The sequence below is a fragment of the Rhodococcus qingshengii JCM 15477 genome (genome assembly GCF_023221595.1).
Lineage (GTDB): Bacteria > Actinomycetota > Actinomycetes > Mycobacteriales > Mycobacteriaceae > Rhodococcus_F > Rhodococcus_F qingshengii.
The window spans coordinates 3,544,164-3,569,179 of sequence record NZ_CP096563.1 but is presented as its reverse complement, the minus strand read 5'-3'; the positions used below and the strand labels follow the sequence as shown (position 1 = coordinate 3,569,179).

The following is a 25,016-nucleotide window of genomic DNA, read 5'->3' as shown; positions in this document are numbered from 1 at the left end:
TCCTGTACTTAATCGAAAGCAGACATTTTTATACACAACTATGAATAATAATCAATACAAACATAGAGTCATGCGACTCGGAAAGGATAATGAAAATCATTGGCAAAATACGAATACGAAGAACGAAAGGCATTCGCTGAACTGGCGGGGGATGTTGGTCTAGCCAAGGCCAAACGAGAACTGGGATATCCAGAGAGTTGGGCAACGGGTAAGAAGTGGTGCGAAGAGTTTGGTATCGAGATTGAACTCGATGAACTCAAATCCAAAGCAGCACAATATAATTCATTCTACGAAGAGACTGAACTGAGGATTGCTCAGCAGGACATAATCAGTCGTGGACGGGAACTGTTGGAGAACCCAAATCTGACACCAGCCGACTTCGACAAGATCGTGAACGGATTGAACAAGGCTACGAACTCGATCCAGATGCTGCGCGGTAAGGCCACCAGTCATCGAGCACCAGAAGATACCACCAGCGAAGATGCATTGAAGCTGTACGACGAGTACCAGAAGAGTCGTGAGCAGTCATAGATCCAGCTCAGTACGTTGCACAGTATCCACGTGAGCTGATCGCCAGTTCGGAGGGCCGAAGGCTACTCACCAGGGATGATCCGTTGCTGTTCGCCCTGTTATATCTACCTGATTCACTCAGATTCGAGGATCAGCCATCATCGTTGGCTCAGTTCCATATCGATCTAGCTGAGCATGGCAAGACCTGGATCAACGGCAAGTCATCACGTCATGCATGGATCGCACCCAGACAGTCGGGTAAGACGACGTGGATCTTCCTGTTGCTTCCAATGTGGGCAGCAGCGCACGGTCACATCAAGTTCATTGCAGCGTTCAGTGACTCGGAGGATCAGGCCACTACCCACCTGGACACATTCAAGAAGGAACTGGACTCGAACGAGCTACTTCGCAAGGACTACCCAGAGCTGTGTACGCCGAAGATGGGGGCCAATGTCAAGCGTTACGTCAGCCAGTCCAAGGCCAAGATCGAACAGGCAAATGGGTTTGTATTCGTAGCCAAAGGTATCGACGCCAAGTCGTTGGGGTTAAAGGTAGGTAATACAAGACCTGATCTGATATTGCTCGATGATATTGAACCACCTGAATCCAACTACTCATTGAATGAGGTACAGAAGCGTCAACGCAACCTACTCGATGCTGTGTTCTATCTGAGCGACAAATGCCAGATCGAGCTAGTCGGTACGACAACAATGTCAGGGTCACTGATCGACCAGTGCAGGCAGGTATGGGAGCACGAGCAGGCATGGAATACGTCTCATATAGTGGAACAATCAGATGATAAGCAAAGCGAACGATAAACTGGTAACGGGACGTGTTGAACTAGGACGAGTAGACCACCTATCTCAGAGGCCCGACGTCGTTGAGCCCGGCTGGGAAATAATGGGGCTCAAGCGAAGGCAGGGCCACCGAAGTACAACCGAACTCGAACCGAGTACTGGCACGCGCCGTCACCGATAGGGATAGTGCCGCTGACATATACGTCGCCGATGGAGACAGCTCCAGCATCGCGGGCCCTACGGAGTACAGCCTCGTTTATCTGCTCGCTGAGTTCGGGCCCATTCAATTGAGCCGGCAGGATGAAGCGGAACATCGCCTCGTTGCTCTTCGCTCCCACAGGACCATTGTGCGCCGTCCGGAGCCAAGCCGTGCAGGCGTCACCCCGATCAGACATGAAGTGGATGACCAGGCCGAGGTGCGCTTGGTGCAAAGCTCGGCTATCCTGCCATGTCTTGACCTTCCTCGGACATGTCCATACCGGTGAGACGCTTCCATTCCGGAGGAATGTGCAGGGCCACGATCTCTACCTCCTGTTTCGCCCCGAGATCTGGCCTGACTTGGTGAGTATCGGTCCAGCGGATTGGTAGCGAAAAAGTGGTGTCGATGTACAGCTCCGCCTCTGCGGGGGAGGTGTCACGGTTGAGGTGCAGGAGGTAACCGTGCTCGGTGGACTCGGCGCCCTTCATTCTCCACTTATCTCCCGGGCGCCCCCAGATCGGGAATCTACTCGGTGTCATCATCTTGATGAGCAGAGGCCAGTGGTCGAACCCTGATGGTGGTTTGGGAGGGATGAGCTGCCCGTCGTCATCGACCAGCTCCTGTCCGGCGCCACTGGAGTAGCGGCGGGTTTGCGCGGACTTGGTGTCGCGCTGAGACCATGAACCGAGCTCGTTGTCGATGGAGAAGTGCACTGTATCGACGCGGTTCGGCGGGCCCGCTATGTCGTTCTTGGGCCACCGTCGGTACTCGGCGGTCCCGGATATGCGAGCACATTTCTCGGTGTTCTGCAGCAGGCTGATCGCAGCTAAAGTGTCTTCTAGTGTTATCGCCATGCTCATAGCCTGCCAGAAAGGCGAATCGAAGGTTGTTTCGTCGTCTTTCTGGTCCGAGGTTTGCCGCGATTCTCTCTCGACATTCTTAGCTCCATCCCGGCCGCCAATAGTAGCCTGACATATCAGTACCGCGAGTTTATGAACGGCATCGGCCGCAGAAGCAGTTCGAGCTACACAACCCTAGCCATCAGCGTCAATCATCGCTACGTATCGGGCATATGTGGCTGCAGACGCCACCGCATGTCGCTCGATGGTGGCAGGGGAGTAGCCGAGAGTGTCGGCGAGGATTGCGGCGGGTGCGAGCTTGGTGAGTTCGTGCAGGGTGCCGAGCCGGGCGGCGCGGGTGCCGAACGTCGACTTCAGGCGGTTCCGCAAGTGGCCCGGGTTGATGTGTTGGCCAGGGATATAGCCGCGGAACACCCAGCGCGTACTTGGGTGGGCGGCGGTGTTCCCGAGGTCTCGTTCTCCGGCGAGATATCGGAATGGTTCGTCGAGCGGTGCGGGAAGAGCGATGGCGATGTCGCCGAGTGTGACGGTCACGAGTTCGTCTGAGACTATGACGTGGTCCCAGGTGAGTTTCACGACCCGGTCGATCTGTTGGCCGAAGACGAGCACCAGGATCGCCGCGGCTCGATCTCGCGGATTCAGTGCGGGTTGGTTTGATGTAATGCCATCGACGACGTCTTGCTGGGCCTCAGGGCTCATCTTAGAGCTTGTACCACGACGATGTGGTGTCATTGTAAGGTCCCGAGCGACCAGCTTTGTCTTGACTGCCCACGCGAGGAACCGGATGGCGAACTCTCGCGTGCTCGGGCCTTCGGCCTGCCACGCGTCCAGATCCGCTTGGGATAGATCGTCGATCGAGATGTCCCGGTCGGTGAGCCAGTTGAGGAATTCGATTGTGACGGAAACGGTTTGCTTCGACCGCAGGAACGTGCCGTGTGACACCGACTCCATGCAATACATCTGCCGCAGGTGATGCCAACGAATGTACCGGGTCGCGACTTCCCGGTGCTCGGACGACTTCAGCCGGTCGAGGGCTTCATCGGACCAGTCGATGTAGCGGTGGAGTAGTCCGTCTCTGGGCGGCAGGATCTGGTGGGTGACCAGGAGTTCTCGGACGTATTCTCGGGTGCGCGATCGGGGGAGTTGGTCGATGACGTCGTGGGAAACGAGCGGTGTGCGGGCCAGCTCGGTGAGGAACGCTGTGACATGTTCCTGGTTGATCCAGGTCAGACCGCTGTTGGCCCGTTTCATCGACTTCAGGGCAGCTGCAAAGGGTTTCAGTTCGTCGTTGATGCTAGCAGTCTCTGGATTCGTCAGTAGTCGGTCGACGGTCGCCCTCAGGACGCATCGCCAGCAGCATCCCTGTGCGTACAGTTCTTCCTCGGCGCCGCACTCAACGCAGTCGACGTTGAGTTTTATGCCCGCGCATTTGCGGCACGCCTGCTGGCCGTTGATGATTCCCGGCAACACCCCGTCGTGACCGCACGCGCATACGCCTCGAGTTCGTTTGGCTGCTTGGTAGCAGTAACCGCACACTCCGAGGCCCTGCCAGGTGACGACACATTCTCTGTGCTCACCGCAGCGATCGCATGGAACTTCCCACCGTTGTGGGTCTTCAGGTTTACGTGGTCTTGCCATCGTCATCATCGCTACGGACGACTCGGATCCGGCGGGCAACCGAGCGCTTGTCGCTGATGCCTAGGTCGGCCGGGTTGGCCGGTGCGTCGGCCGTGGCCGCAGCTCGGATCTCGACATATGGTTCGAAGAGATCGTTGGGTGTGCATTCAAGGATGTCGCACAGCGCGGCGAAGGTGCGCGCAGGGATCCGCTCGGGTGTGCCTGTCACCAATCGGTGCACTTGTGCGTTTGATAGGTTGATTCCGCGGGACTTGAGAAGCGGGATGAGTTCCGTTGTCTTCCAGAGGTTGTGATCGGCCATTCGTTGGCGGAGATTCCAGCGATAGCCGATTCGGCGTTGCTCGCTCACGTGTCCTTCCCGGTCCTTCTTTCGTCACGTGTGACGATTCGTTGCTGGATCATCCGTTGGATGGTCTTTTGTTTGAAGTCTGCCGAGACTGAGGTGTAGAGCGCGGTGGTGGATGAGTAGGCGTGGCCAACTTGCTGCTGGACAAACATAGGATCGTATCCGGCCTCGAGGAGATGAGTGACGTAGGAGTGGCGCAGGCAGTGCATCTTCAACTCTGTCGGTAGCCCAGCCAGTTCGCGGACCGCAGTGAAGGTGCGATTGAAGTTGCGGATGCCCGTGGCGCCAGCCCGTTCCGACGGCCACAACGAGGCCGAGCGGTCCGCAGTGGCGAACTGTTCGCGACCCTGCGGCGAGAGCCAGTGATCGAGAAGATCGACCACCCAGTCAAACTCAGGCACCGTGAGAACAGTGCGACGGCGCGGTCCTGACCCCGACATGCCTTTGGCGTAGCGGATCTGAACGGCGCCATAGCGGCCGTACTTGTCTACGTGCGGATTTGGGCCGAAGTCGTGGTAGTCGAGCATGGAAAGTTCCCGACGGCGCAAACCGTAGGCGTAGCACACCTTGAACGCGGTGGAGTCTCGCATCAGTGGGAGCCAGCGCTTCGAGCCCTTGGCGAACTCTTGATCGACGAGGTCATCGCAGGTGTCGAAGAATGTCTGCAACTCGGTCTGAGTGAAGCTGCGCCGGTCCGCTGGGATGGCGTCATCGGTCTTGTGGCGCGGCGTGTTCCACTCGAACACGACTTGGGCGGGAACGTCGTCAAATACTTTGCTGCAGAACGCAGCCCACCCATACCTTTCGTCAGTGACGTAATAGCAGAAGGACCTGATCGTGCCAGCGTTCGCGCGCAGCGTCGACACCGAGACGGCTTTCGGCCCGGTTCGTCGATCAGCCAGGAACTCATCGACATGGATCGGCTGCCAGCCCCACGGATACTCGTTGGAGTGCTCCTGGAACCGAGAGACCAGGCCGCACGAGGACCGAATGAACGGCACACCGAGCCCACGGGCCAGCATTTGCGCTCGCCAGCCATCGAGCATCGCCTCAAAGACTCGGTCCTCGGGTCGCAGCAGCCCGACGACGCCGTTCGACAGGAACTCTGGCAGCCGACCTGGAACACTCTGCATGAACGCAAGTGTAGCGCGAGAATCTCTCATCTGTTTGCATAAACCGATGTCGATCTGGGGATCAGGCTCGTGGGCCACCGTCCGGCAGCAAGTCGTCACCGGCCACAGGCAGCAGTTTCGCTTGAGATCCAATGGGACGAGTTCTCTCATCTAGTTGAACTCGACCTTCTTTTGTGCCGATAATATTGATTATGTAAGGCTGAATAAGGATAACCTAACTCAAGTTGAGAGTGAAATAGGTACCTCATTCAGGCTACAAGCGATCGAACATGCTTTCAGCTACTCGGAGACCAAAGAGCCATTTTCTAGTCCAGAATCGCAAATAGAGGCTTTCGTTTCGCCGTCGCACACATTCGAACCTGACTCGATTAGTCAAGTGGATATGGCGGGGGAGAATCGAGGCATTGATAGTGAAGATGGATATATTAACAACCCTGTTAACGATGATCTGAGTCGGAGTTCCGACAAGTCATTGACAAACTTGGAAGAATGTGAATCAAGTGCTGTAGAAAACGACTTTAATTTTCAATCTGTTTTTGATGATGCATCTATACCTAATAACTATGTATCAGAAATTGAAAACTTCGAGACAAGACAGCAGCGAGAACTAGCTAGATTCGAGACTCCCAAGATCAATCAGGGGGAGTTAAAGCTACAACAATCGAACAGTGAGCATGTCAATTTTTATGACAGTCTCGATTCTGGATTGCACTGGATCATCGATGAACGGATCGAGGTGCATTACTACCCGGCCATTGTCGTAGACGAACATGGCAACGAGTCGAGTTGGTGGCCTGAGTTCAAACCCATGTCGGTGCTCGAACGTGATCGTCATACCCGAGCATTTGCCATGAACATGATGAACCGCCCGGTCAACGTCGATGCGCAGTACTGGAACGAACACGATATCGAAATTGCCGAGTTGGACGAGTACCGATGGACCGTCTTGAGTGTTGATCCTGCCGTCAGTACGAAGCAGTCAAGTGACTACACAGCCTTTGTGATCGTCTCTCTCGGAAATGACGGTCTGGTGTACGTGCGTCATGCCGAACAGCTCAAACTTGTCAGTACCGGGCTACGAGAGCGTGCAAACGAGCTGATCGAGCTGTTCGATGTGGATCTGCTACTGATCGAGACCAATCAGGGTGGCATGGTGTGGGCGCAAGTCTTCGACCAGATCAAGTGCAAGTACAAGGCGATCCATCAGACAGAGCCGAAGCCGGTACGAGCGGCCAGAGCGTTGGACTACTACCGCAAACAGAAGGTGTGCCATACCCGTCACTTCGATCTGCTCGAACAGCAGATGCATTCGTTTCCCAAGGTGACGCATGACGACCTGGTGGATGCATTAGGCGCAGGGGTGCATTACCTGTTGAATGCATCCGGTAGAGCACGCATTAAGAAACGTAGCTATCTGTAACACCTGATAGTTATAAAAATGTTAGAATAGCAAGTAATGAAACTAAGGAGATTAATAACGAACTAAATGTCAGATCTAACCATCGCAGTACAAACAATCTTGGATACTCAGCAGCATTATCAACAGGCTGAGAACTATTACAACGGCACCGTACCGGAGTTCTTCGCATCACGATCGGTAGCCAAGGAACTGGAAAAGCTAGGCGATCCCAATCGGGTCAATTTCGCCGCTACGCCAGTGAACGCCGTAGCCAATCGTCTGGAAGTTACCGGCATCAGCACCATGAGCGATCGGGCCCGCATCGTTGTGGACCAGGTATGGCAGCAGAACAACTTGGAACTCGAACTGACGCAGCTGATCAATCGCACTCTCGTGTTTGGCAGTGCGTATCTGATCTGTTGGCCTGATTCGGACGGTACGACTCAGATTTACTACAACAGTCCACTGAGCATGGTGATGCTGTACGACCCAGAGAACCCACGACAGCCGAAGTGTGCGGCGAAGTTGTGGAGTGTGACCGTAGACGGCAAACCACGTACTCGTGTGAATCTGTACTACTCGGATCGCATCGAGAAGTATCTGAGCACCAGTGAGCGTCTACCGATGACTGTCAAAGATACAGACTTCGAACCGTTCATTGACGAGCAAACAGACGAAAATGGTTCTGTTGCAAATCCTTTCGGTCAGATCCCTGTCTTTCACTTCACCACTGGTGTCGATCAGTACGGCAGACCGGAACACATCAATGCCTACGGTCCACAGGACATGATCACCAAGATGCTGGTCAGCCAAATGGCATCGGTGGAGCACTACGGATTCCCCACACGTTGGATGCTTCGTGATGCGAACTCAGTCAGCAATCCGCTCTCAGACGTAGACGATGACGCTGACGACGTACTGGACAGCGCACCTGGTCAGGTCTGGGATCTGGCAGGCATCACCAAGGTTGGCCAGTTTCAGGTGGCAGCACCCGAGACCTATATCGCTCCGTATCGCGAGTACGTGCGCGCTATGGCATCGGTAACCGACACGCCACTGCACTACTTCGAGAACACGCACACAAACGTCTCAGGTGAGTCACTACGAGCGGCTGAGGCACCGCTAGTGAAGAAGGTACGCACCCGTCAGTTGGCCATCGGCCACACGTTGCGTCAGATGTTCGTGTTCGTACTCAAGATGAACAACATTGCCGAGGACGTACAGATCCAGTGGCGACAGATCGAGTCCATTGACACGAAAGAGCAGTGGGAGATTGCCTACAAGAAGTTGCAGGCAGGTCTACCTGTTGAACAGATTTTGCTCGAACAGGGCTATGACACTGAGTTGGTAGCTCAGTGGAAGAAAGACGGTCTGTTGCAGACCGAACCAAACACAAGCACGACAGAAGTACCAAATACAGATTTCGAAGGAGAAGCAGCATGACACAGGAAAATGAGCACGATATTGAGAGCATGAAGGAAGCTCTGAGCAAGGCAAACAACGAGGCCGCTAGTTTCAGGCATCAGTTGAACGAGGCTAAAGCAGAGCTGGAACAGGCGCATAGTTCGGCAAACGAGTACAAGAGTTCATATGTAGATGCCAAGATCACGGCCAAGCTAGCCGAGAGTGGTGTAAGCAATGTGAAGGTAGCCAAGCTACTGGACAGATCGAAGATCGATATTGACGAATCAGGTGATCTGGTCGGATTCGATGATCAGCTAGAGCAGGTCAAGACCGACTTCGCCGAGCTGTTCCAGGTCCAGAAGGTACCTAGTATCGATGCCGCTGAGAAGCCGGTAGCAAAGCGCAACCTAAGCAGTGCCGAGAAATTGATACAGAACACAAGATAATACAATACTTGGTACAATAAGAGTAATAGAGCGAGATGCTCTGATCGTGACGCGAGATGTGGAACGATCCCCATAGTCCATGCAGGACTTTAAAACGTAAATTCATTAGGAGTTTTATAGACAAACAATATGGCAAGAGTAAATGCAGATAGCTGGGTACCAGAAGAGTACGGCAGCGAAGTCATTCAGACCGTTGAACAGCACTCAGCGGTAGAAGCAGTAGGTCGCAAGGTCAACATGACCAGCGATATTCAGAAGACCCCACGTATGGGGGACGTAGACGTACAGGTCATTGCCAAGGGTGGCGTTTACCCGGAAGATCAGCCAGCACTAGACAACGTGCAGTTGGACGCTGTGAAGTTCGGCGATCGCATCATCATCGCTGAGGAAGATCTAGCAGATGCACGCGTAGACGTAATTACCGAGTATCAGAAGGGTTGGGCAACCAACTACGCACGTAAGTTTGACAACGCGTGTCTAGGAACTACCGCCGTAGCAAACGGCACCACTGTTCCTTTCACCTCTGTGTACAAAGAAGTAGGCGCACAGGTCATCAAGACCGCAGGACCATTGACATACGCTCAGTTGTCCGATGTGTTGGCCAAGGCTGAGAATGGTCGCTACTTTGCTGATCCCGATACGATCATCATCGCGCACACCAGCTTCAAGGGTCAGCTACGAGGGCTACTAGACCTCAATGGACGACCACTGTTCATCGAGCAGGTAGCGGCCGGTCAGCCTCAGACTCTGTTCGGTTACGAGATTCGTTTCTCCGACGGAGCGAAGACCAGCGCCACAAGCACATGGAACCCAAACGGCAATCCATTGCTGATCGTAGGCAATCGCAAGCACCTGATTGTTGGCGTTCGTTCACCAATCGAGTCTCTGATCAGCTTCGACGCTGGTTTCAGCACTGACGAACCACATATCAAGGTTCGTACCCGTAAGGCATTCGCCGTAGGGCGCAAGGAAGCATTCGGCGTGTTGGAAGTAACAGCACCCTGATAATTGAATAGCAATACGGTAGGGCTAGGTTCACATCGAGCCTAGCCCTACTATCTTAGAGAAAGTAGGTATGGAAAAATAGCAGCAAGAATGTACGGCAGGGTAGCAAGTAAGCTAGCCCGAAAAGAAATAGACCTGGTGAACGACAATATCAAGATTGCTCTGTTCACCAATAGTTACGTACCCAACTATCATGCACATGAGTTCTACAGTGCGATTGCTAACGAGCTAGTTGGTTCTGGATATGTTGCAGGTGGCAAGAGTCTCGCAAGCAAGGTATTGACTCAGAAGACCTCAGATTCTCGTTGGGTCTATTCGGCAGCAGATCAGACGTGGACAGCCCTGACAGGAAACTTTAGATATGCCGTTATTTATGACGATTCGGTAACTAGCAAACCGTTGATAGCGTGTATCGACTTCGGGGCGCAGAGTGCGTCGGGGCAAGATGTGACGGTCAGGTTCGAATACGAGTACTTGAATACAGAGACTGGTACCTATGACACTGAACGTGGACTACTGGTGATCGCGTACTGATGTATCAGGACGTAATTCTGGCAGATAGTCCACTTGTCTACTTTCGATGTGAGACCAATACGGCATTCGATACGGTATCTGGAGCAAATAAGTCGTTGGTAGGTGTACCTACGGTCACGAGCGGCAAGGTTGGTAATGGTTGGACGTTGAACGCATCGCAAGCAATCGCCATGCAATCAGCCTTCACGGATTACTCAGCAGGCACATTCTCAGTCGAATGTTGGTTCAAGACCGGACCAGCGACCAACGACTATCCGACATTGTGGAGACGTGACGGGGGAGGCAAGGCGATTCTGCTACGTCTTCGAGGTAACGCGGTAGCCAGTCCAGGCAAGCTAGAGATATATCTCAATGGCGTATCTCAGTACTCCGCCAGTAGATATGACGACAATAAATGGCATCACGTCGTGCTTGCGGTAGGAAGCGGTAATGCTCGATTGTACGTCGATTCTGTCGAGATAATGAGTGTTGCCGTAGGGGATCTGAGCATCCCGAATACAGGTAGTCGATCACATGCGTTGGCATCGGGTAGCGATCTGGGTAGCGCCACAGAGGGTTGGTCAGGTCAGATCGATGAGATTGCCATCTATGCGAGGAAGCTCAGCGCATTGCAGGTTAGTGCACACTTCGGTGGTGCTCAGCCAGCCCTGACGCTAGTTACGGGTATTGCCCTGTTGACATTGAGCGTATGGGAACCGTCACTGAGCGTGAGTGCATCGGCGCTCTCGTTACGTTCAGGTGTTGCACTGTCGGCGGCCATGAAATTCTGCCCGGAGACGGCCACGAAACTGCCCGCTGGCGGACATGAAACCTGCCCGGTGGCGGTCATGGGATCTGCCCGACACGACGTCGTCTGCCTCACCGGCTCCGACGGTTGAGGCCCCTCCTCAGGTGCGATCGGCGGTGCTGAAGCGCCCGTCGCCCTGAGGAGGGACAACTTGAAGTCTGCCGAGGAGATCATGGAAATCCTGGATGCCTACGACCTGACAGGGTCGTTGCGTGATGCCGGCGAGCTGGCCGGATGCTCGCACCACACGGTCAAGCACTACGTGGACCGCCGTGCTGCCGGGGGTGAGCTGGACAAGGCCGTGACTCGGCCGCAGTTGATCGATGAGTACCTGCCCAAGGTCGAGGAGTGGGTCGAGCGGTCCAAGGGCAAGGTCCGTGCCGACAGAGCGCACGAGAAGCTGCTCGCGATGGGCTACAAGGGTTCGGAGCGCACCACCCGTCGTGCGGTCGCATCGGTGAAGAAGTCATACCGGTCAGGACATGTGCGGGTCCACCGGCCCTGGGTCACCGAGCCGGGGATGTGGCTGCAGTACGACTACGGCGACGGACCTGTCGTCGACGGCGTCAAGACGGTTCTGTTCGTGGCGTGGCTGGCGTGGTCGCGGTTCCGGGTCGTGATCGCGCTGCGCGATAAGACCATGCCGTCCGTGTTCGCCGCGCTGGACCAGACCTTCCGCCGGTTGGGTGGGGTGCCGACCTACGTGCTGACCGACAACGAGAAGACCGTCACGACCGAGCACATCGCCGGGATCCCGGTCCGCAACGGACAGCTCGTCACCTTCGCCGAGCACTACTCGGTCGTGGTCCACACCTGTGTGCCGGCGGATCCGGCGTCCAAGGGCGGCACCGAGTCGTCGGTGAAGATCAGCAAGGCCGACCTGGTGCCCAAGGACACCAACCTGCGTGAGGAGTACGCGTCGTTTAGCGAGCTCGAGGAGGCGTGTGAGGCGTTCTGTCAGAAGGTCAACACCCGGGCTCACCGGACCACGAAGCGGCCACCGGTCGAGATGTTGGCCGAAGAGCGGACACGGCTACACCCGGTCCCGACACAGCCGCACACAGTCGCGTTCGGCACCACCCGGGTAGTGCCGGGCAACACGCCGATGGTGATGTTCGAGTCCGGCCAGTACTCGGTGCCACACACCCTGCTCGGCGCCACGGTGTGGGTTCGTGCCCAAGGACTCGGCGACGGCGAGGAGGTCGTCATCGTTCACGTCGGCGAGGACGGACCCGCCGAGGTCGCCCGCCACGCGCGCGCGACGCCGGGCACGCCGAGGATCAACGACGAGCACTTCCCACCGCAGCCGGAAGGTCCGTTGAACCGGCAGCCGCGAGCGAAGAACCCAGCGGAAGCCGAGTTCCTCGACCTGGGCGAGGGCGCCCGCCTGTGGCTGGTCGAGGCCGCTGCGGCGGGCACGCCGCGGATGAGGGTCAAGATGGCCGAAGCCCTCAGCCTGGCCAAGCTGTTCGACCCCGTCGAGGTCGACTGGGCACTCGGCCACGCCGCCGTCCACGGCCGGTTCGCCGAGGCCGATCTGTCCTCGATCCTCGACCACCACGCCCGGCAACCCGCTGTTGGCGAGCACCGTGCCGGCGAAGAACGGTCGCTGACCCAGGGCACCGCCGGATGGGCACGTCTCGGCCAGCACGACAGCCAGCACGACAGCCGCGAGGGGAACGAGGTGACCCGATGACGACCAAGACCACCACACCATCGATGGCGTCCGCGCCGCCGTTGCCGGCCGAGTTGGAGGACCTCTTGCGGCGGCTTCGGCTGCCCCACATCCGTCGCCACGCACCGGAGGTCGTCGCGACCGCGAAGGCCCAACGCTGGGAGCCCGCCGAGGTGCTCAAGGCTCTGTTCGCCGAGGAGGTCGCCGGAAGGGAACGCTCCGCACTGGCCACCCGCAGGGCGGCTGCGGGGTTCCCGACCGGGAAGACGTTCGATGCGTGGCAGCCCGAGGCATCCTCGATCCCGGCACCGACCCAGCAGGCACTCCGCACCCTGGAATGGGTCCACCGTCGGGAAAACCTCGTCGTGTGCGGGCCGTCGGGGACCGGGAAGACGTTCCTACTGGAGGCACTCGGTCACCAAGCCGTCGAGGCCGGGTTGAAGGTCGCCTGGTTCACCCTGGAAGACCTCGGGGTCCTGCTGCGCCGCCATCGTGCCGACGACACGGTGTCCAAGGCCATCGCCCGTGTGCTGCGCGCCGATCTCGTTGTCGTCGACGACATCGGCCTGTTGCCGGTCGCCCAGGATGCCGCCGAGGGGCTCTACCGGCTCGTCGACGCCGCCTACGAGAAGCGGTCGGTCGCGATCAGCTCGAACCTGCACCCGTCCGGGTTCGACGAGCTGATGCCCAAGACGCTGGCGACCGCCACCGTCGACCGGCTACTGCACCACGCCCACGTGTGCCAGACCAGCGGAGACTCCGTGCGACTTACCCAGGCACTCGCCGGCCGAGGGGTGAGTCCCTTGAGCTGAGTGCTCTGGTCGGTGGTGGCCGCAAGCCCACTGGGCAGATCCCATGGCCACCACCGGGCAGTTCTCGTGACCGTCAGCGGGCAGGTCTCACGACCGCCCCTGGGCAGTTCCTACTGTCCCTTGACATTGCACAGCTCAGCCTGAGTGCGCTGTCTGCTTCGTTGTCGATACAACAGGTATATACACCAATATCAATGACAGCGTATTTGCCAGTAAATAATTTACGAGCTGAGCTAGGTAGCAAGTCAATACATGCACGTCTAGTGCGCAAGCAATACAGAACAGGAGAAAAATGAATCATATTTACTATTTGCGTCAGAAGCCAGTAGAGCCTATCGAGTTCACTGTCTGTGACGAGCAAGACAAGCCAAGAAACTTGAGCGCATACAGCGGCGCATCAGTCGTGTTCATCGATCCCGAAGGAGAAGGACTAACCGGGGGAGTAGCCACGATCACTGATGCAGCAAACGGCAAGATCAAGTTCGTGTTCGAGGGAGAAACGATCTTTACCGAGGTAGGTAAGTATCAGCTTCAACTGTTGCTGCATGCCGATGATCGTGCCGACTATGCCGAACGTATGACAATTGAAGTAGAGAAAGGATGGATGTAAATGTATGCCACTGTAATCAAAGTGAAGGAGCTAACTGATGTGAATGTTGACGATAGTCTGATCAGACAGGCTCAGGCAATCGTAGAAGTCGTGAGCGGTAGACCGGAGAGTGTGGTCACCAACCTGACTGATCGAGCATGGTTGGAGTATGCCGTCTGTTGGCAGGCCGCATATATGTCCAGCAATACGCAGGTGTTCGGACAGGCCAACGTGAAGCGTGTCGAACAGGATCGCAGCATGGTCGAGTTCGGTGATCAGCTGTTTGCGGTCAGTCCACTGGTGATTCATGCTGTCAAGCAGCTGAGCTGGAACCGTAGCCGATCGTTCGGTACGAAGGGCTTCACGTTCAAGGCGAAGCGTATGCCAAGCTGGTGGCGCTGGTGAGTCTGATACCGAAGTCGTATCCCAGCTACGTAGATGTGTACGTGAAAGTCTATGAAGTGGATTGGGAAACGGGGGAATCGATCGAAAGATGGGATTACGAGAATCCGCGTACGTACCGATGCAACGTGACAAGCCTGAAACCAGACAATGCGCTGGAAGTGTTCGGTGCCAACTACTGGAAGACTATGCCGGTAAAGGTAGAGCTTCCAGAGCTGATCCCATTGAACAGCCGTATGGGTAACATGCGTAGCGCTCGGTATGACGGTCAGTACTTTCCTGGTCTGGTGTTCAATATCGTGAACGTGAACACTCAGATAGATATCTTAGGTAACGCTGTATGTCATGAGCTATACGGCGAGCTAGTTATAGGGTAGTTATGATATAATTGTCTGGTAGCAACACACTCACTGTGTTACTTCCTTTCAGAGAATGCCGTCACTGGGTAGGTGACGGCATTTTCGTGACTTCTAGCATTTTTTCCTGTCTGGCTGGCGATCATCGCGAGACATCTTCGAGATTGACTTCTTGATTTGCTTCGAGTTCAAGTATCGCCGGGTCAGAATAATGAGCTTCGAGTTTTCTATGTTTAGGTTCTTGATGTCAACAATAGCGCTGGTGGGATCTGCGTTCGAACCGTGCAGGCTTGCTCCCTTTGCGCCGAAGACATGCATCTCCATGATGACACCAGCTTGTTTGTATAGTTCTTCTGCGCCGATTACCCAGAACTGGTTTCGGCACATTTTCATTTTGCTAATCAGTGCAATCTGTTGATCGTTATGGTCCTTCAACCAGTCGTTTCTATTCAGGATCAGGAGCTGATTGCGGGTCTCGGAGGCCTCGATAAATTCGCTGGTGGCCTTTGTCAGAGTCTCACGACGCCACTTGACGCTCTCGCGTTGATCCATCCTGGCCTGCGTGTATAGGAAGTTGCCGACTGCGACAAACACCGCCAGCACTGAAATTACGAGGGAGACAATTTCCATCAAAGCATCATGCCAGGCGGTGGCCCATTAGAACTGATTCCACCATGCGGCAAACGCATTCCACAGACTGACGCTGGTCCAAGTCGTGTCCAGACCGTAGCCGAGGTCAGGCAGGTATCCGATCATTGTTCGTCTCCTTCTTGCAGGTTTGCGATCATGTCTGGTGTATCGCACGTCACATTAGAGGCGTTATCGTGCGCGCCTATTTGTGAGTAGGCATGAAAACGACGGCCTTCGGATTGCTCGCGTTCACGAGAAATCCGCGAAGCATCATCATCGGACCGGAGCTGCTCGCGGCTGCCTCGTCGGTCTCCACCTCGGTGGGCGCCGATCGCCACTGCCTGATCCCCAGGTAGACGAGGTATGCGACACCGAACCACTTGATCAAGGAAAAGGCCACGGTCGAACTGGCGAGAATTGCACCGACCCCCGCCGCGACAATTCCGATCTGCAGCAACAATCCCAACTGCAGCCCGAAGATGTTCCAGTATCCGCGTCGCAAGCCGTAGGCAAGTCCCGACGACATCGACGCAATGGCGCCGGCCCCCGGCGACAGGCTGATCACCCAACTTGCTCCGAAGAACGCCAACCAGACGTGCCAACTCATGTCGAAAGTCCTTTGATCGGGAAATACTCCCGACAACGAGCACGCACGGGATCAGAAAAGTGTAGACGGACAGTCCTGCTCACTGCTCGCGGCAGTGCAATGATCGGGAGATGACGTCGTATCCCGTACTCGACCTGACACCCGACGAATTGCTGACCACAACGCGGACCGTTCGAAAGCGTCTGGATCTGACCCGTCCCGTGCCGTTGGACCTGGTGAAGGAATGCCTCCAGATCGCCCTGCAAGCGCCCTCCGGTTCGAATCGCCAGGGCTGGCAGTGGATGGTGGTGACCGATCCGGCACTGCGTGCAGCAGTCGGGCAGATCTACAAGGAAGTCACCGACGAGTACCTTGCCTCTCACGGTTCGGCGGCAAAACTCTTCGCCGATGATCCCGATCGCGCGCCGATTCAACAACGCGTGGGCACCAGCGTCGCGTGGCTCGGTGAGCACATGGGTGAGGTGCCGGTCCTTCTCATTCCGTGTATCAAGGCGGGCAAGACGCTGCCGGAGGGGAACCAAGCCGGCCTGTGGGGTTCGCTACTCCCGGCTGCGTGGAGTTACGCGCTGGCCGCGCGGGCACGTGGGCTCGGTACGGCGTGGACGACATTGCATTTGCAGCGTGAAGCGGAAGTTGCCGAGCTGCTGGGCATTCCGGCCGGATTCCATCAGGCTGCGCTCATCCCGACGGCGTACTTCACCGGCGAGACGTTCAAACCCGCCGCCCGTGAACCGGTCGACAACGTGCTGCACGTGGACCGATGGTGAGCCTGATCTACTCGGCGATCTGCTCGATCGACGGGTATGTGGCTGATGAGCAAGGAAACTTCGACTGGGCGGTTCCCGACGCGCAGGTCCATGCGTTCGTCAACGAGCTAGAGAGGGGAGTCGGCACGTACCTGCTCGGGCGCCGGATGTACGAGACGATGATTCCCTGGGAAACAATGGCATCCGAGGATCTCGAGCGTTCTTCGGTGGCAGGAGGACCTTCGGCTCCGGACGAGTTTGCCGGAATCGAGGCGGCGACCGCCGAGTTCGCTCAGATCTGGCGTGGAATCGACAAGATCGTGTACTCCACGACGCTGAACGAGGTGTCGACCGCACGTACCAGGATTGTCCCGAGCTTCGATGAAGACTCCATCCGTTTGCTCGAGAGTGAAGCGGTACAAGATATCTCGATCGGTGGACCGACGGTTGCGGTTAGTGCTTTCGCGGCGGGTTTGGTCGATGAAGTCAGACTGTTCCTGTGTCCGGTCAATATCGGTGGCGGATTGCGAGCTCTCCCGGAAAGCCGGCTTGATCTGCAGCTGCTCGAGGAGAAAACCTTCGACGGCGGCGTCGTCTATCTGCGATACGCCGTTCGCTAAGCAATCACCATCACTGCCGTGACGACGCCGAGTAGAGCGATGTAGGCGGCGGCATGGACTCGGTCCGGTATGGCACCGACGATTCGTCGGCTCAGCGCGATCGCCGGTAGAGAACCGGCGAGTAGTGCACAGACGGCCAGAAGGTCGACAGCGCCGACTCTGCCCGCCGACAGATCCGAGGCTGATCTGTGCCCTGATGAGACCGCATACACCGCAGTCGCGACGACGGCGACAGGCAAGCTCAACGGGTTGGCGCTCGCGGCGGCGTCGGCCATCGGAACTCCGCCGCGTCGCATCATCGGAACCGTCATGACGCTCCCGCCGACTCCGAGGAAACTTGCGACGGCACCGATGCCTATCCCGACAGCGCGGACGCCGTGACGGTCAAGATGTTCGCGAGGTTCAGATGGTGTCAGAAACCCTTGTCGCAGAAGACTGTCCAGGATTGTCACCAGGAGGTAGAGCACAAACAGAATCCGGACGACGCCGTCGTCTACGTGGCCCGCCGCAACCGCTCCGAGCCCGGCTCCGAGTGCGACGGGGCCGATCAGAGGTCTGATGTACTCCGTCCGAAGCCGTCCTGACTTCCTGAATGCGACTGTGGCACCGAGTGAATTGACCACCATCACGGCCGCCGAGGATGCTACGGCGACATGCATCGGATCGATGACGTCCGGCCTCAGCGTCGATGCAGCGTAAACGACTGGGACAGTGACAAACCCGCCACCGAATCCGAACAGAACGGTGGTGACTCCGGTCAAGGCGCCGAAAGCGAGAAGGATGAGGGCGTAGTGAAGCACTTGATGAACGGTAGCGATTTCTCCGCTGGCGCACATTCGAAGGTTCGCCAGGTTCCATTGTCAATCAGACACGGACTCGGTAGGTTCCTCCGGTGCGCAACATCTCGATCAACGACGTCGATCACTCACCCCGCGGTGTTCTCGCACTCGGAACCGACTACCCACCCGGTCATGTGCTGGCCGCCCACGAACATCGACGAGCCCAGTTTCTCTTCGCTGTGAACGGTGCGATGAACGTCGAAACCGAAGACGGTGAGTGGACGGTTCTGCCGTCCAATGCGGTCATGATTCCCGCCGGTGTCGCTCATGCCGTGACAATGGACGGCGTCAGCACGCGAAGCCTCTACATCGAACCGTCGGCAGCGCCGTGGTTCCCGGTCAGGTGCCGAGTCGTCGCAGTATCGTCGCTCCTGCGTGAGTTACTTGTCGCTGCAGTCGACGTGGATGTCGAGCTGAATGTGGAGGACGACTTCCCCGCACACGGACGCAGCGCCGCGGTATTTCAGCTGATCCTGCACGAACTTCGCGATCTTGCGCCCCTACCTGTGGAACTCCCGCTGCCTCGGCACCCGGGATTGCGGGCGTTGTGCGCGCAGTATCTCGCAGCCCCGTCGATCCATGACTCGCCCACGCGGTGGGCTGACCGACTCCACGTCAGTGAACGGACACTGCACCGCTTGCTGATCTCGGAAACGGGGATGAGCGCGTCGTCGTGGATGCAGCGTGCCTGCATTCTTCACGCGCTTCCGAAACTTTCTGCCGGGGCCAGTGTGACGGCCGTTGCGTCTGAACTCGGATACTCGACGCCGGCTGCCTTCGCGGCGATGTGCACCCGAGTCTCGGGTGCACCGCCCAGTAGCTATCGGGCGCGCGTCACGACACAGACACAGGGATGATGTCGGCGACGACGTCGTGGATGAGACCGTCACGGACTTCGAAGGTTTCACGAATCTCCACGGTCATGAGGCGAGTGCCGCCGATTCCCGCGTCCAGCAGGTAGGTGGTCGAGACGATGTCCCCGGCCTCCGACATCTCGAGGTCTCGGACGCCCTGGATAACGCGGTATTGGATGCCGTTTTCGAGGTCGGCGGACATCTGTGGTCCGGAGAACCCCGTCTTGAGTCCGGCTTCGACGCGGGTCGCATCCGGGGCGAAATGAACATCGGAGACGTCATGGGAGACGAGGGCGTCGATGTAGGCGCGTGCTTGCGCCTCGCGGGGTGAATCGGCCGGGTTCGGGGCTGCCGTCGCAGCGCCTCCGGCAACCAGGATCAGGACAGCGGTGGCAGCGGCAGTTCCGGCGATATTTCGCAGTGTTCGCATGGGACATCCTAACGACGAGGAGTGGAGGAAATTCGGAAAACGGCCCTCATCGAGTAGCCGTACAGCTGCGGGGAGGATCGACGAGCGAGCAGAAAGCCGGGGCCATGACGGGCACGTAGTCGGCTCCGACGCCGTTGTCGTGGATGATTCGGCGGTAGGCGGCGACGCCGTCGGTCGGGATTCGGGCCGCAGTGGGATCGCCGAGAACATCGACCGTGTAGAGGCCGAATCGAGGTCGGTACGAACCCCATTCGTAGTTGTCGGTGATGGACCAGTAGTTGTAGCCGATCACGTCGGCACCGTCCTCTCGGGCGCGTTCCATCCAATAGATGTGATCGCGTAAGTGATTCGCGCGTGTGTATCCGTCGGCGCGCGGCGCTCCGTTGTCGGTGGGCATGCCGTTCTCGACGATGTAGAGGGGGAGTTCCGGATACTTGCCCGAGTACCGCATCAATGCGTCGTACAGGCCTTCGGGCTGCGGCGTGACGTTGTAGAACTCGTCGAGTGCGGCGTACGCGGCAGTCGGATTGTTCAGGGCCACACCGTAGTAGTAGTCGATGCCGAGAAAGTCGAGCTTGTCGCGAACTCGATCCGTGAATACCGAATCGATCGCCTCGGACACGCCGGGAATGAAGGAGAAATTACTGCTTACGCGGGCACCGGGATCGAGAACATGGATGCGGTCGTAGATCGCCCGGTGGACTCGGACCAATGAGTCGAACATCGACGGCGCCTGGGTGAGTGCGATTCCGCCGTAGGTCAATTCGCGCTGAACGTACACAGTCGGCTCGTTGATCGTGATCCAGAGTGCCCCGATTCCGGAGTACCGCTCGACTACCTTCTCTGCGTTGACCAGCCAATCGGCTTCCGTCTTCGGATTTGTCCAGCCGCCTTGATCGACAACCCATCCCGGATACACCCAGTGGTCGAGTGTGATCATCGGAGTCATGCCCCGCGCGCGGATGTGAGCTACCACGTCGTCGTAGTAGGCGAATTCGGTCTCGTTCCAGCTCCCGGCGGCGGGCTGAACTCGCGCCCACTCGACGCCGAATCGGAAAACCTTCGATCCCAGATCGGCCGCCCGGTCGATGTCCTCGGCGTAGCGATGACGGAAGTCGACCGAGTCACCGATCTTGTCGTGGGTTCGTCCGGAATCGGAGTATCGAGACCAGTTGCTGTCCGGCGACGAACCTTCCGATTGGAACCCGGAGGTGGCAACGCCCCAGAGGAAGTCATCCGGTACCTCAGCCGAGGCGTGCGCGGGAAGGGCCAGCACCCCGAACAGGCACGTCAGTGCCATCAGCGCAGGCGCGATAGACCGTGACAGGGCTCCCATGCCTGGGAGACTAAGTCATACAAGTGTCCAGTCGCAGGCGTTTCGTCCGATCCGCCCGCGGCTGGACCGTGTCACTCAGTGACCCAGCCGCTCAGAAATTCCGCTCAGAAATCCATGGTCATCGATCCCGGGTTCCACGTCCCGGAGCGCTGAACGGTCGTTTCGTCGACCTGGGCAGGTACTGCACTCGGATCGATCGGTGTGTACTTCTCGATCGAACCCCAGTCGCGAGCCCAGTCGTTGTCGAGATACGACGGAATGGTCTGCGCGGTCAGGAGCAGATCGATCCACCCCAACGGTCCACCACCGTAGTGGTCCTGCCAGGCACTGGTCACGAGCGCACCGGAATGGTCGGGAAGGATCCGATACTCGGGGACCTCGGCGATACCGACCCGATGATCGAAGGGGCGTTGGCATGGGAATGCCAGTCCGACAGCCCAATCCAGCATGACGGGCGCCTGTGAACCGACGACGTCGTTGAGCTTCTGGGTCTTCGGAACCCGCGGCGGGGTGACGGCCACCCATTGGTCGGGCTTGCTGTCGTAGTCGCTGACGACCAGTCGAATGCTGTTGGCTTCGACGGGAATCTGATCCAACGGCACACGCAGGTTCCGCCATGACGGCGCCGGGCCGATGTCGAGGGGCGCGATCTTTCCGAGTGTTTCGACAGCGTCTGTTTCGGCATCGTCGACGCCACGCGCTGTGCCGTACTCGACCTCGACGTTCTGGCCGTAGGTGACGATTCCGTCCTTGTCGACGGACCGAACACGACCAGCCGCGGCAATCGAGATGATGTCGCCACGCGTGGCGTTCTCGCCCACGTCGGGGAGTTGGTACCAGTCACTGGTCAGAGTGCCGGGGGAGGGCTGACCGTAACTACCCATGACGGGTGTTGTCGCCGGGTCGAGACCGAACGGCAACGCGACCGAACTGCCGTTGACTCCGGTCTGTCCGGCGCCACCGCCGGTTCCGGCCGAGTTGCCGGCGGTGTCCTCGGAGGTGTCGACGGTGTTCGCGCCGCCGGTAGCCGTGGCTTCCTTGTCTGCTCGAAGGTCGGAAGCGACGCCATTCGGATCGAATCCCGTAGCCCCACCGGCGGACAGTCCTGTGGCGACGCTGCCCGAGAGGGGCGTCAGCATCGAGGCGTTCGGATCGGTCTCGAGCAGAACGTCGTTGGCGAGACCGCAATGTTGGCCGAGAACGGCGTCGACGTTTGCACGGCCCACCGAATAGGCCGGGTACTGGGTGACCGCGCCCTTGGCCATGGACAGCACCTCGAAGAGGACCATGGCACCTGCGGCAACCGTCAGTGGCGAGATGGCAAGCAGTCGAGCGTGCTTCGCGGACGGTTCCTTCCCCGCGGTGTACGGCTCACGGAAGAAGTACCACGCGGCGACGCCGAGCATCAGCACCGTCAGCCCGAGGAGGACGGTGCTCGCGCCGAGTCCGCTGATGGACACAGGCTTGTCCCACCACGGAACGCTGTAGCTGGACACGTAGTAGTAGCTGTTGCTGCCGGTGAATGCCACCGCGAGGAGGAACAGGACGGCCGCCGCGAAGAGGGCCCGATTGCGCGGCGAGCGCAGGAGTTTTGTTCCTACGGCGACGGCCGTCATCATCGCCAGAACGGCGGTGAGTCCGGCAAAGATTCCGAAGTGGTGCGTCCACTTGGTCGGCGAGAACATCAGCAGTGGCAGTGCGCCGATCGTCAGCCCCACGACGCGGCGTGACGGGCCGGCGGCCAAACCGGGAATCCGGCCCCCCTTGCGCAGCATCATCGCGGTGCAGACGCCAAGGCACAGAACCATGACGAACACACCGAATCTGCGAGTCAGGGAACCGTCGACGGAGATGTTGAAGAGGTACTGATAGCGGAGGTACTCGTCGAACCAGGGCTGATTCGGTGAGATCGAGTGGACGCGTTGCATCTCGATGACGGCGGCCAGACTTTGATCGCCGAACGCGGGGATGAGAATCGAGAGTCCGGCAGTTAGCAGTGGCCCGACAGCCGCGACGTAACCGGTGGTGCGCGCACGTTCGATGATGATGCGCATGATCGGGCGTATTCCGGCGATGAGTGCGGCAAAGCAGATGAGGCCGGAAGGGCCGGCAGTCAAGGTGAATCCGGCGATCAGGATCGCGACTGCGACCGGCAGAAGTCGTCTCGTCGCGACGGCGCGTTCGATCGAGCACCAGGTCAGCAGCACGCCGAGGGCAACGATCGGTTCGGGGCGCAGTCCGTTGTTGAACGGAAGCCAGAAAGCGAGGAAGACAAGCGCGCCGGTCCAGAGGGCGAGTCGATTTCCGCGAATGGCGGCGCCCAGCCGAGGCGCAACCTCCCGGCTGATGACGAGCCAGGTGATGATGCCTGCCAACAGAGCAGGCAGACGGACCCAGGGGCTTGCGGTGCTGACGTGGGCCAGGAGTCCGAGGATGTTGTAATACGGCGTTCCGAACGGGGTTTCGGGGACCGCGAACCACCGGAAGTAGTTGGACATGTAGCCCGATTGCTCGGAGGCTCTTGCCATCGTGAACTGGTAGCCGTCGTCGGTGGTGGTAGCGCCGATGAAGTGCCACAGCACCAGAGTTCCGACGACGACCCCGTCGAGGACGGTGAACTTCCACCATCGGGCGGGCAGAAATTTGCGTGTGCCCCGGCCGTCGCGGTTGTCGAGGCGGTGCAGCGCGAAGAGGGACACGACAGCCGTGAGTGCCCCGAGAATCATGGCGAGAGTCTTGATCACCGACGGGCTCGACGTGAAGCGAGAGTCCGCCTCGATCGAGACGTTCAAACCGGCTGCCGCCGAATCGAGGTCGCTGAAGACGCCGACTACCTGTGGCCGGCTGTCGCCCTCGATGACGCGCGGTTCGGAACCGGTGGCACTGAAGGTGGTTCGGGTCGGTTCGGCGGCGAGCGTGAGTGCGCATCCACTCGGCAGATCAGCGACGGGTGTCGAGAGCAACACTCGATCGCGTAGGACAACGTCGACCCGAGCGGGAGCGTCGGAGGATTCGGGGGAGACAGTGGCAACAAATCCGTAGCGGCGCGCATCGGCGGCACCCGGGGGAGCAGTCGAGACGAGCGTTCCGCCGGTGGCAGCCAACTCACTGATCGACGCGCACGGAATCGATGCCTCCATGCGCAACGGTGTGTACGAGACCAATGGCGCCTCGACGCTTGTCGTCGACCCGGCCTGCGGCCAGTTGACGGCGGCGGTGTCTTGCTCGATCGGCAGGAACGGCACTGATCCGCACAAAACTATGCCGAGGATCGATGCGACAATCGCAACGATCCGTGCTCGGTTCGGTCCGCTGGATCGCTGAGGGGTCGGCAAGGCCGGAGGTGCGGTCGTGGCCACGTCACTGTCTGTCACGACTTTGGACCCTAGCTGTGCGTGACGTGTTTGTTATAAAAGCGCGAGTAATGGGATGGTCGTGTTCCCGGTGTCATTCCTCGGGGTGGGGTTGTCGGCGATCGAGGCGGGGGTGCTGTGCGCGAATTTCACGAGTCCATTCCCCTGAGCCCACTACTGCGGCGGTCGGCGGTCGCATTGTGCGTCGTCCTCGGAATTGTCCTGGTAATTGTCTGCGGGTTCGCGGCAATCGTGGATCGCGACTCGGCGGGCTACGTCGGCGCCGTGTTGTCCGCGGTCCTGTCCTTCGGGTTGGCCGCGTACATGTGGAAGGTGCGCGTGATCATCACCACAGACGTCGAACGAGTGTCGATCACGCTGTCTCCGGGGCTGCGTCAGGTATTTCGGTGGGACGAAGTTGTGTCTGCCACTGCAGTACATATCGGGATGGGCTCCGGAATCGGTTATCGAATGACCGGCCCAGGTATGCGGGTAATTCTCGCATCTCCCGGCGACGGGGTCCGCTTTCGTCTGCATGACGGCCGTGAAATCTCGGTGGCAACACCTCGAAGGGACGAGCTGATCGAACTCGCCCGGCGGCGGGCGCCGGACCTGCAGTGAGCGTTGCAGGTGGACCGGTGAAAAACGGGGTGCGCCTATCCTGGATAATTGACATCAGTTCTGTGTTTCAGGCGCGCTGTTCAGGGCC

The 25,016-nt window shown here is 58.3% G+C and carries 26 protein-coding genes and 1 pseudogene; 16 read left to right on the top strand and 11 right to left on the bottom strand.

What is annotated here, in order from left to right:
• Positions 1-99: 99 nt before the first annotated feature.
• Entirely contained in the window at positions 100-531 is a 432-nt protein-coding gene (locus tag M0639_RS16260; RefSeq protein WP_064075416.1) for a hypothetical protein, read from the top strand.
• 83 nt (positions 532-614) lie between these two features.
• Complete coding sequence (locus tag M0639_RS16255; RefSeq protein WP_064233868.1) at positions 615-1,328, top strand: hypothetical protein; 714 nt, start codon at positions 615-617, stop codon at positions 1,326-1,328.
• A gap of 89 nt (positions 1,329-1,417) precedes the next feature.
• On the opposite strand, the gene M0639_RS16250 is transcribed toward M0639_RS16255, so the two are convergent.
• The 5 genes from M0639_RS16250 to M0639_RS16230 form a co-directional block, all read right to left on the bottom strand.
• Positions 1,418-1,645, bottom strand: a complete 228-nt coding sequence (locus tag M0639_RS16250) for a hypothetical protein (RefSeq protein ID WP_156525133.1) — start codon at positions 1,643-1,645, stop codon at positions 1,418-1,420.
• 100 nt (positions 1,646-1,745) lie between these two features.
• Positions 1,746-2,360, bottom strand: a complete 615-nt coding sequence (locus tag M0639_RS16245) for a hypothetical protein (RefSeq protein ID WP_156525134.1) — start codon at positions 2,358-2,360, stop codon at positions 1,746-1,748.
• Positions 2,361-2,540: 180 nt separating this feature from the next.
• Positions 2,541-3,836, bottom strand: a complete 1,296-nt coding sequence (locus tag M0639_RS16240; RefSeq protein ID WP_248671205.1) for a Fis family transcriptional regulator — start codon at positions 3,834-3,836, stop codon at positions 2,541-2,543.
• Between the two features lie 151 nt (positions 3,837-3,987).
• Positions 3,988-4,353 carry a helix-turn-helix domain-containing protein gene (locus M0639_RS16235; RefSeq protein WP_054802584.1) on the bottom strand — a complete coding sequence of 122 codons (366 nt, stop codon included), beginning with the start codon at positions 4,351-4,353 and terminating at the stop codon, positions 3,988-3,990.
• Positions 4,350-5,483, bottom strand: a complete 1,134-nt coding sequence (locus tag M0639_RS16230) for a tyrosine-type recombinase/integrase (protein WP_064075756.1) — start codon at positions 5,481-5,483, stop codon at positions 4,350-4,352. The genes M0639_RS16235 and M0639_RS16230 overlap by 4 nt, the downstream gene beginning before the upstream one ends.
• Positions 5,484-5,637: 154 nt before the next feature.
• Between M0639_RS16230 and M0639_RS16225 the strand changes: the two genes are divergently transcribed.
• The 10 genes from M0639_RS16225 (at position 5,638) to M0639_RS16180 (ending at position 14,539) form a co-directional block, all read left to right on the top strand.
• Positions 5,638-6,903, top strand: a complete 1,266-nt coding sequence (locus M0639_RS16225) for a phage terminase large subunit family protein (protein WP_248671204.1) — start codon at positions 5,638-5,640, stop codon at positions 6,901-6,903.
• 66 nt (positions 6,904-6,969) lie between these two features.
• On the top strand, positions 6,970-8,325 hold the full coding sequence (locus tag M0639_RS16220; RefSeq protein WP_064233912.1) for a phage portal protein: 1,356 nt from the start codon (positions 6,970-6,972) through the stop codon (positions 8,323-8,325).
• Complete coding sequence (locus M0639_RS16215; protein WP_054802503.1) at positions 8,322-8,732, top strand: phage scaffolding protein; 411 nt, start codon at positions 8,322-8,324, stop codon at positions 8,730-8,732. The genes M0639_RS16220 and M0639_RS16215 overlap by 4 nt, the downstream gene beginning before the upstream one ends.
• A 129-nt stretch (positions 8,733-8,861) precedes the next feature.
• Positions 8,862-9,737, top strand: a complete 876-nt coding sequence (locus M0639_RS16210) for a phage major capsid protein (RefSeq protein ID WP_064074886.1) — start codon at positions 8,862-8,864, stop codon at positions 9,735-9,737.
• A gap of 138 nt (positions 9,738-9,875) precedes the next feature.
• Complete coding sequence (locus M0639_RS16205) at positions 9,876-10,271, top strand: hypothetical protein (protein ID WP_156525063.1); 396 nt, start codon at positions 9,876-9,878, stop codon at positions 10,269-10,271.
• Positions 10,271-11,149 (top strand): LamG domain-containing protein, encoded by an 879-nt coding sequence (locus tag M0639_RS16200; RefSeq protein WP_248671203.1) that lies wholly within the window; start codon positions 10,271-10,273, stop codon positions 11,147-11,149. Before M0639_RS16205 ends, M0639_RS16200 begins: the two co-directional genes overlap by 1 nt.
• A 60-nt stretch (positions 11,150-11,209) precedes the next feature.
• Positions 11,210-12,754: an IS21 family transposase gene (gene istA / locus M0639_RS16195; RefSeq protein WP_064075337.1), complete on the top strand. Its 1,545-nt coding sequence runs from the start codon at positions 11,210-11,212 to the stop codon at positions 12,752-12,754.
• Complete coding sequence (gene istB / locus M0639_RS16190) at positions 12,751-13,545, top strand: IS21-like element helper ATPase IstB (RefSeq protein WP_183591811.1); 795 nt, start codon at positions 12,751-12,753, stop codon at positions 13,543-13,545. The genes istA and istB overlap by 4 nt, the downstream gene beginning before the upstream one ends.
• 292 nt (positions 13,546-13,837) lie before the next feature.
• Positions 13,838-14,155: a BppU family phage baseplate upper protein gene (locus M0639_RS16185; protein WP_156525118.1), complete on the top strand. Its 318-nt coding sequence runs from the start codon at positions 13,838-13,840 to the stop codon at positions 14,153-14,155.
• Positions 14,156-14,539: a hypothetical protein gene (locus M0639_RS16180; protein WP_064233893.1), complete on the top strand. Its 384-nt coding sequence runs from the start codon at positions 14,156-14,158 to the stop codon at positions 14,537-14,539.
• Positions 14,540-15,006: 467 nt separating this feature from the next.
• Here M0639_RS16180 and M0639_RS16175 read toward each other — a convergent pair whose 3' ends face one another.
• Together M0639_RS16175 and M0639_RS16170 are read right to left on the bottom strand one after the other, a co-directional pair.
• On the bottom strand, positions 15,007-15,522 hold the full coding sequence (locus M0639_RS16175; protein WP_064075676.1) for a hypothetical protein: 516 nt from the start codon (positions 15,520-15,522) through the stop codon (positions 15,007-15,009).
• Between the two features lie 217 nt (positions 15,523-15,739).
• Positions 15,740-16,129 (bottom strand): annotated as a pseudogene (locus tag M0639_RS16170) (LysE family transporter); the annotation flags it as partial.
• Between the two features lie 110 nt (positions 16,130-16,239).
• On the opposite strand from M0639_RS16170, the gene M0639_RS16165 reads away from it, so the two are divergent.
• Complete coding sequence (locus M0639_RS16165) at positions 16,240-16,896, top strand: nitroreductase family protein (protein WP_003942413.1); 657 nt, start codon at positions 16,240-16,242, stop codon at positions 16,894-16,896.
• Entirely contained in the window at positions 16,890-17,495 is a 606-nt protein-coding gene (locus M0639_RS16160; protein WP_054802006.1) for a dihydrofolate reductase family protein, read from the top strand. The genes M0639_RS16165 and M0639_RS16160 overlap by 7 nt, the downstream gene beginning before the upstream one ends.
• On the opposite strand, the gene M0639_RS16155 is transcribed toward M0639_RS16160, so the two are convergent.
• Positions 17,492-18,295: a sulfite exporter TauE/SafE family protein gene (locus M0639_RS16155; RefSeq protein WP_231915244.1), complete on the bottom strand. Its 804-nt coding sequence runs from the start codon at positions 18,293-18,295 to the stop codon at positions 17,492-17,494. The genes M0639_RS16160 and M0639_RS16155 overlap by 4 nt on opposite strands.
• A 92-nt stretch (positions 18,296-18,387) precedes the next feature.
• On the opposite strand from M0639_RS16155, the gene M0639_RS16150 reads away from it, so the two are divergent.
• Positions 18,388-19,191: an AraC family transcriptional regulator gene (locus M0639_RS16150; protein ID WP_064075678.1), complete on the top strand. Its 804-nt coding sequence runs from the start codon at positions 18,388-18,390 to the stop codon at positions 19,189-19,191.
• Here M0639_RS16150 and M0639_RS16145 read toward each other — a convergent pair.
• The 3 genes from M0639_RS16145 to M0639_RS16135 form a co-directional block, all read right to left on the bottom strand.
• A complete protein-coding gene (locus tag M0639_RS16145; RefSeq protein ID WP_007732260.1) occupies positions 19,169-19,618 on the bottom strand; it encodes a DUF8021 domain-containing protein in 450 nt (149 codons plus the stop codon). The genes M0639_RS16150 and M0639_RS16145 overlap by 23 nt on opposite strands.
• 46 nt (positions 19,619-19,664) lie before the next feature.
• Positions 19,665-20,918, bottom strand: a complete 1,254-nt coding sequence (locus tag M0639_RS16140; RefSeq protein WP_007732259.1) for a glycoside hydrolase family 1 protein — start codon at positions 20,916-20,918, stop codon at positions 19,665-19,667.
• Positions 20,919-21,058: 140 nt separating this feature from the next.
• Positions 21,059-24,313: an arabinosyltransferase domain-containing protein gene (locus M0639_RS16135; RefSeq protein ID WP_064075679.1), complete on the bottom strand. Its 3,255-nt coding sequence runs from the start codon at positions 24,311-24,313 to the stop codon at positions 21,059-21,061.
• 132 nt (positions 24,314-24,445) lie between these two features.
• Between M0639_RS16135 and M0639_RS16130 the strand changes: the two genes are divergently transcribed.
• Entirely contained in the window at positions 24,446-24,928 is a 483-nt protein-coding gene (locus M0639_RS16130) for a hypothetical protein (RefSeq protein ID WP_231915243.1), read from the top strand.
• Positions 24,929-25,016: the final 88 nt, after the last annotated feature.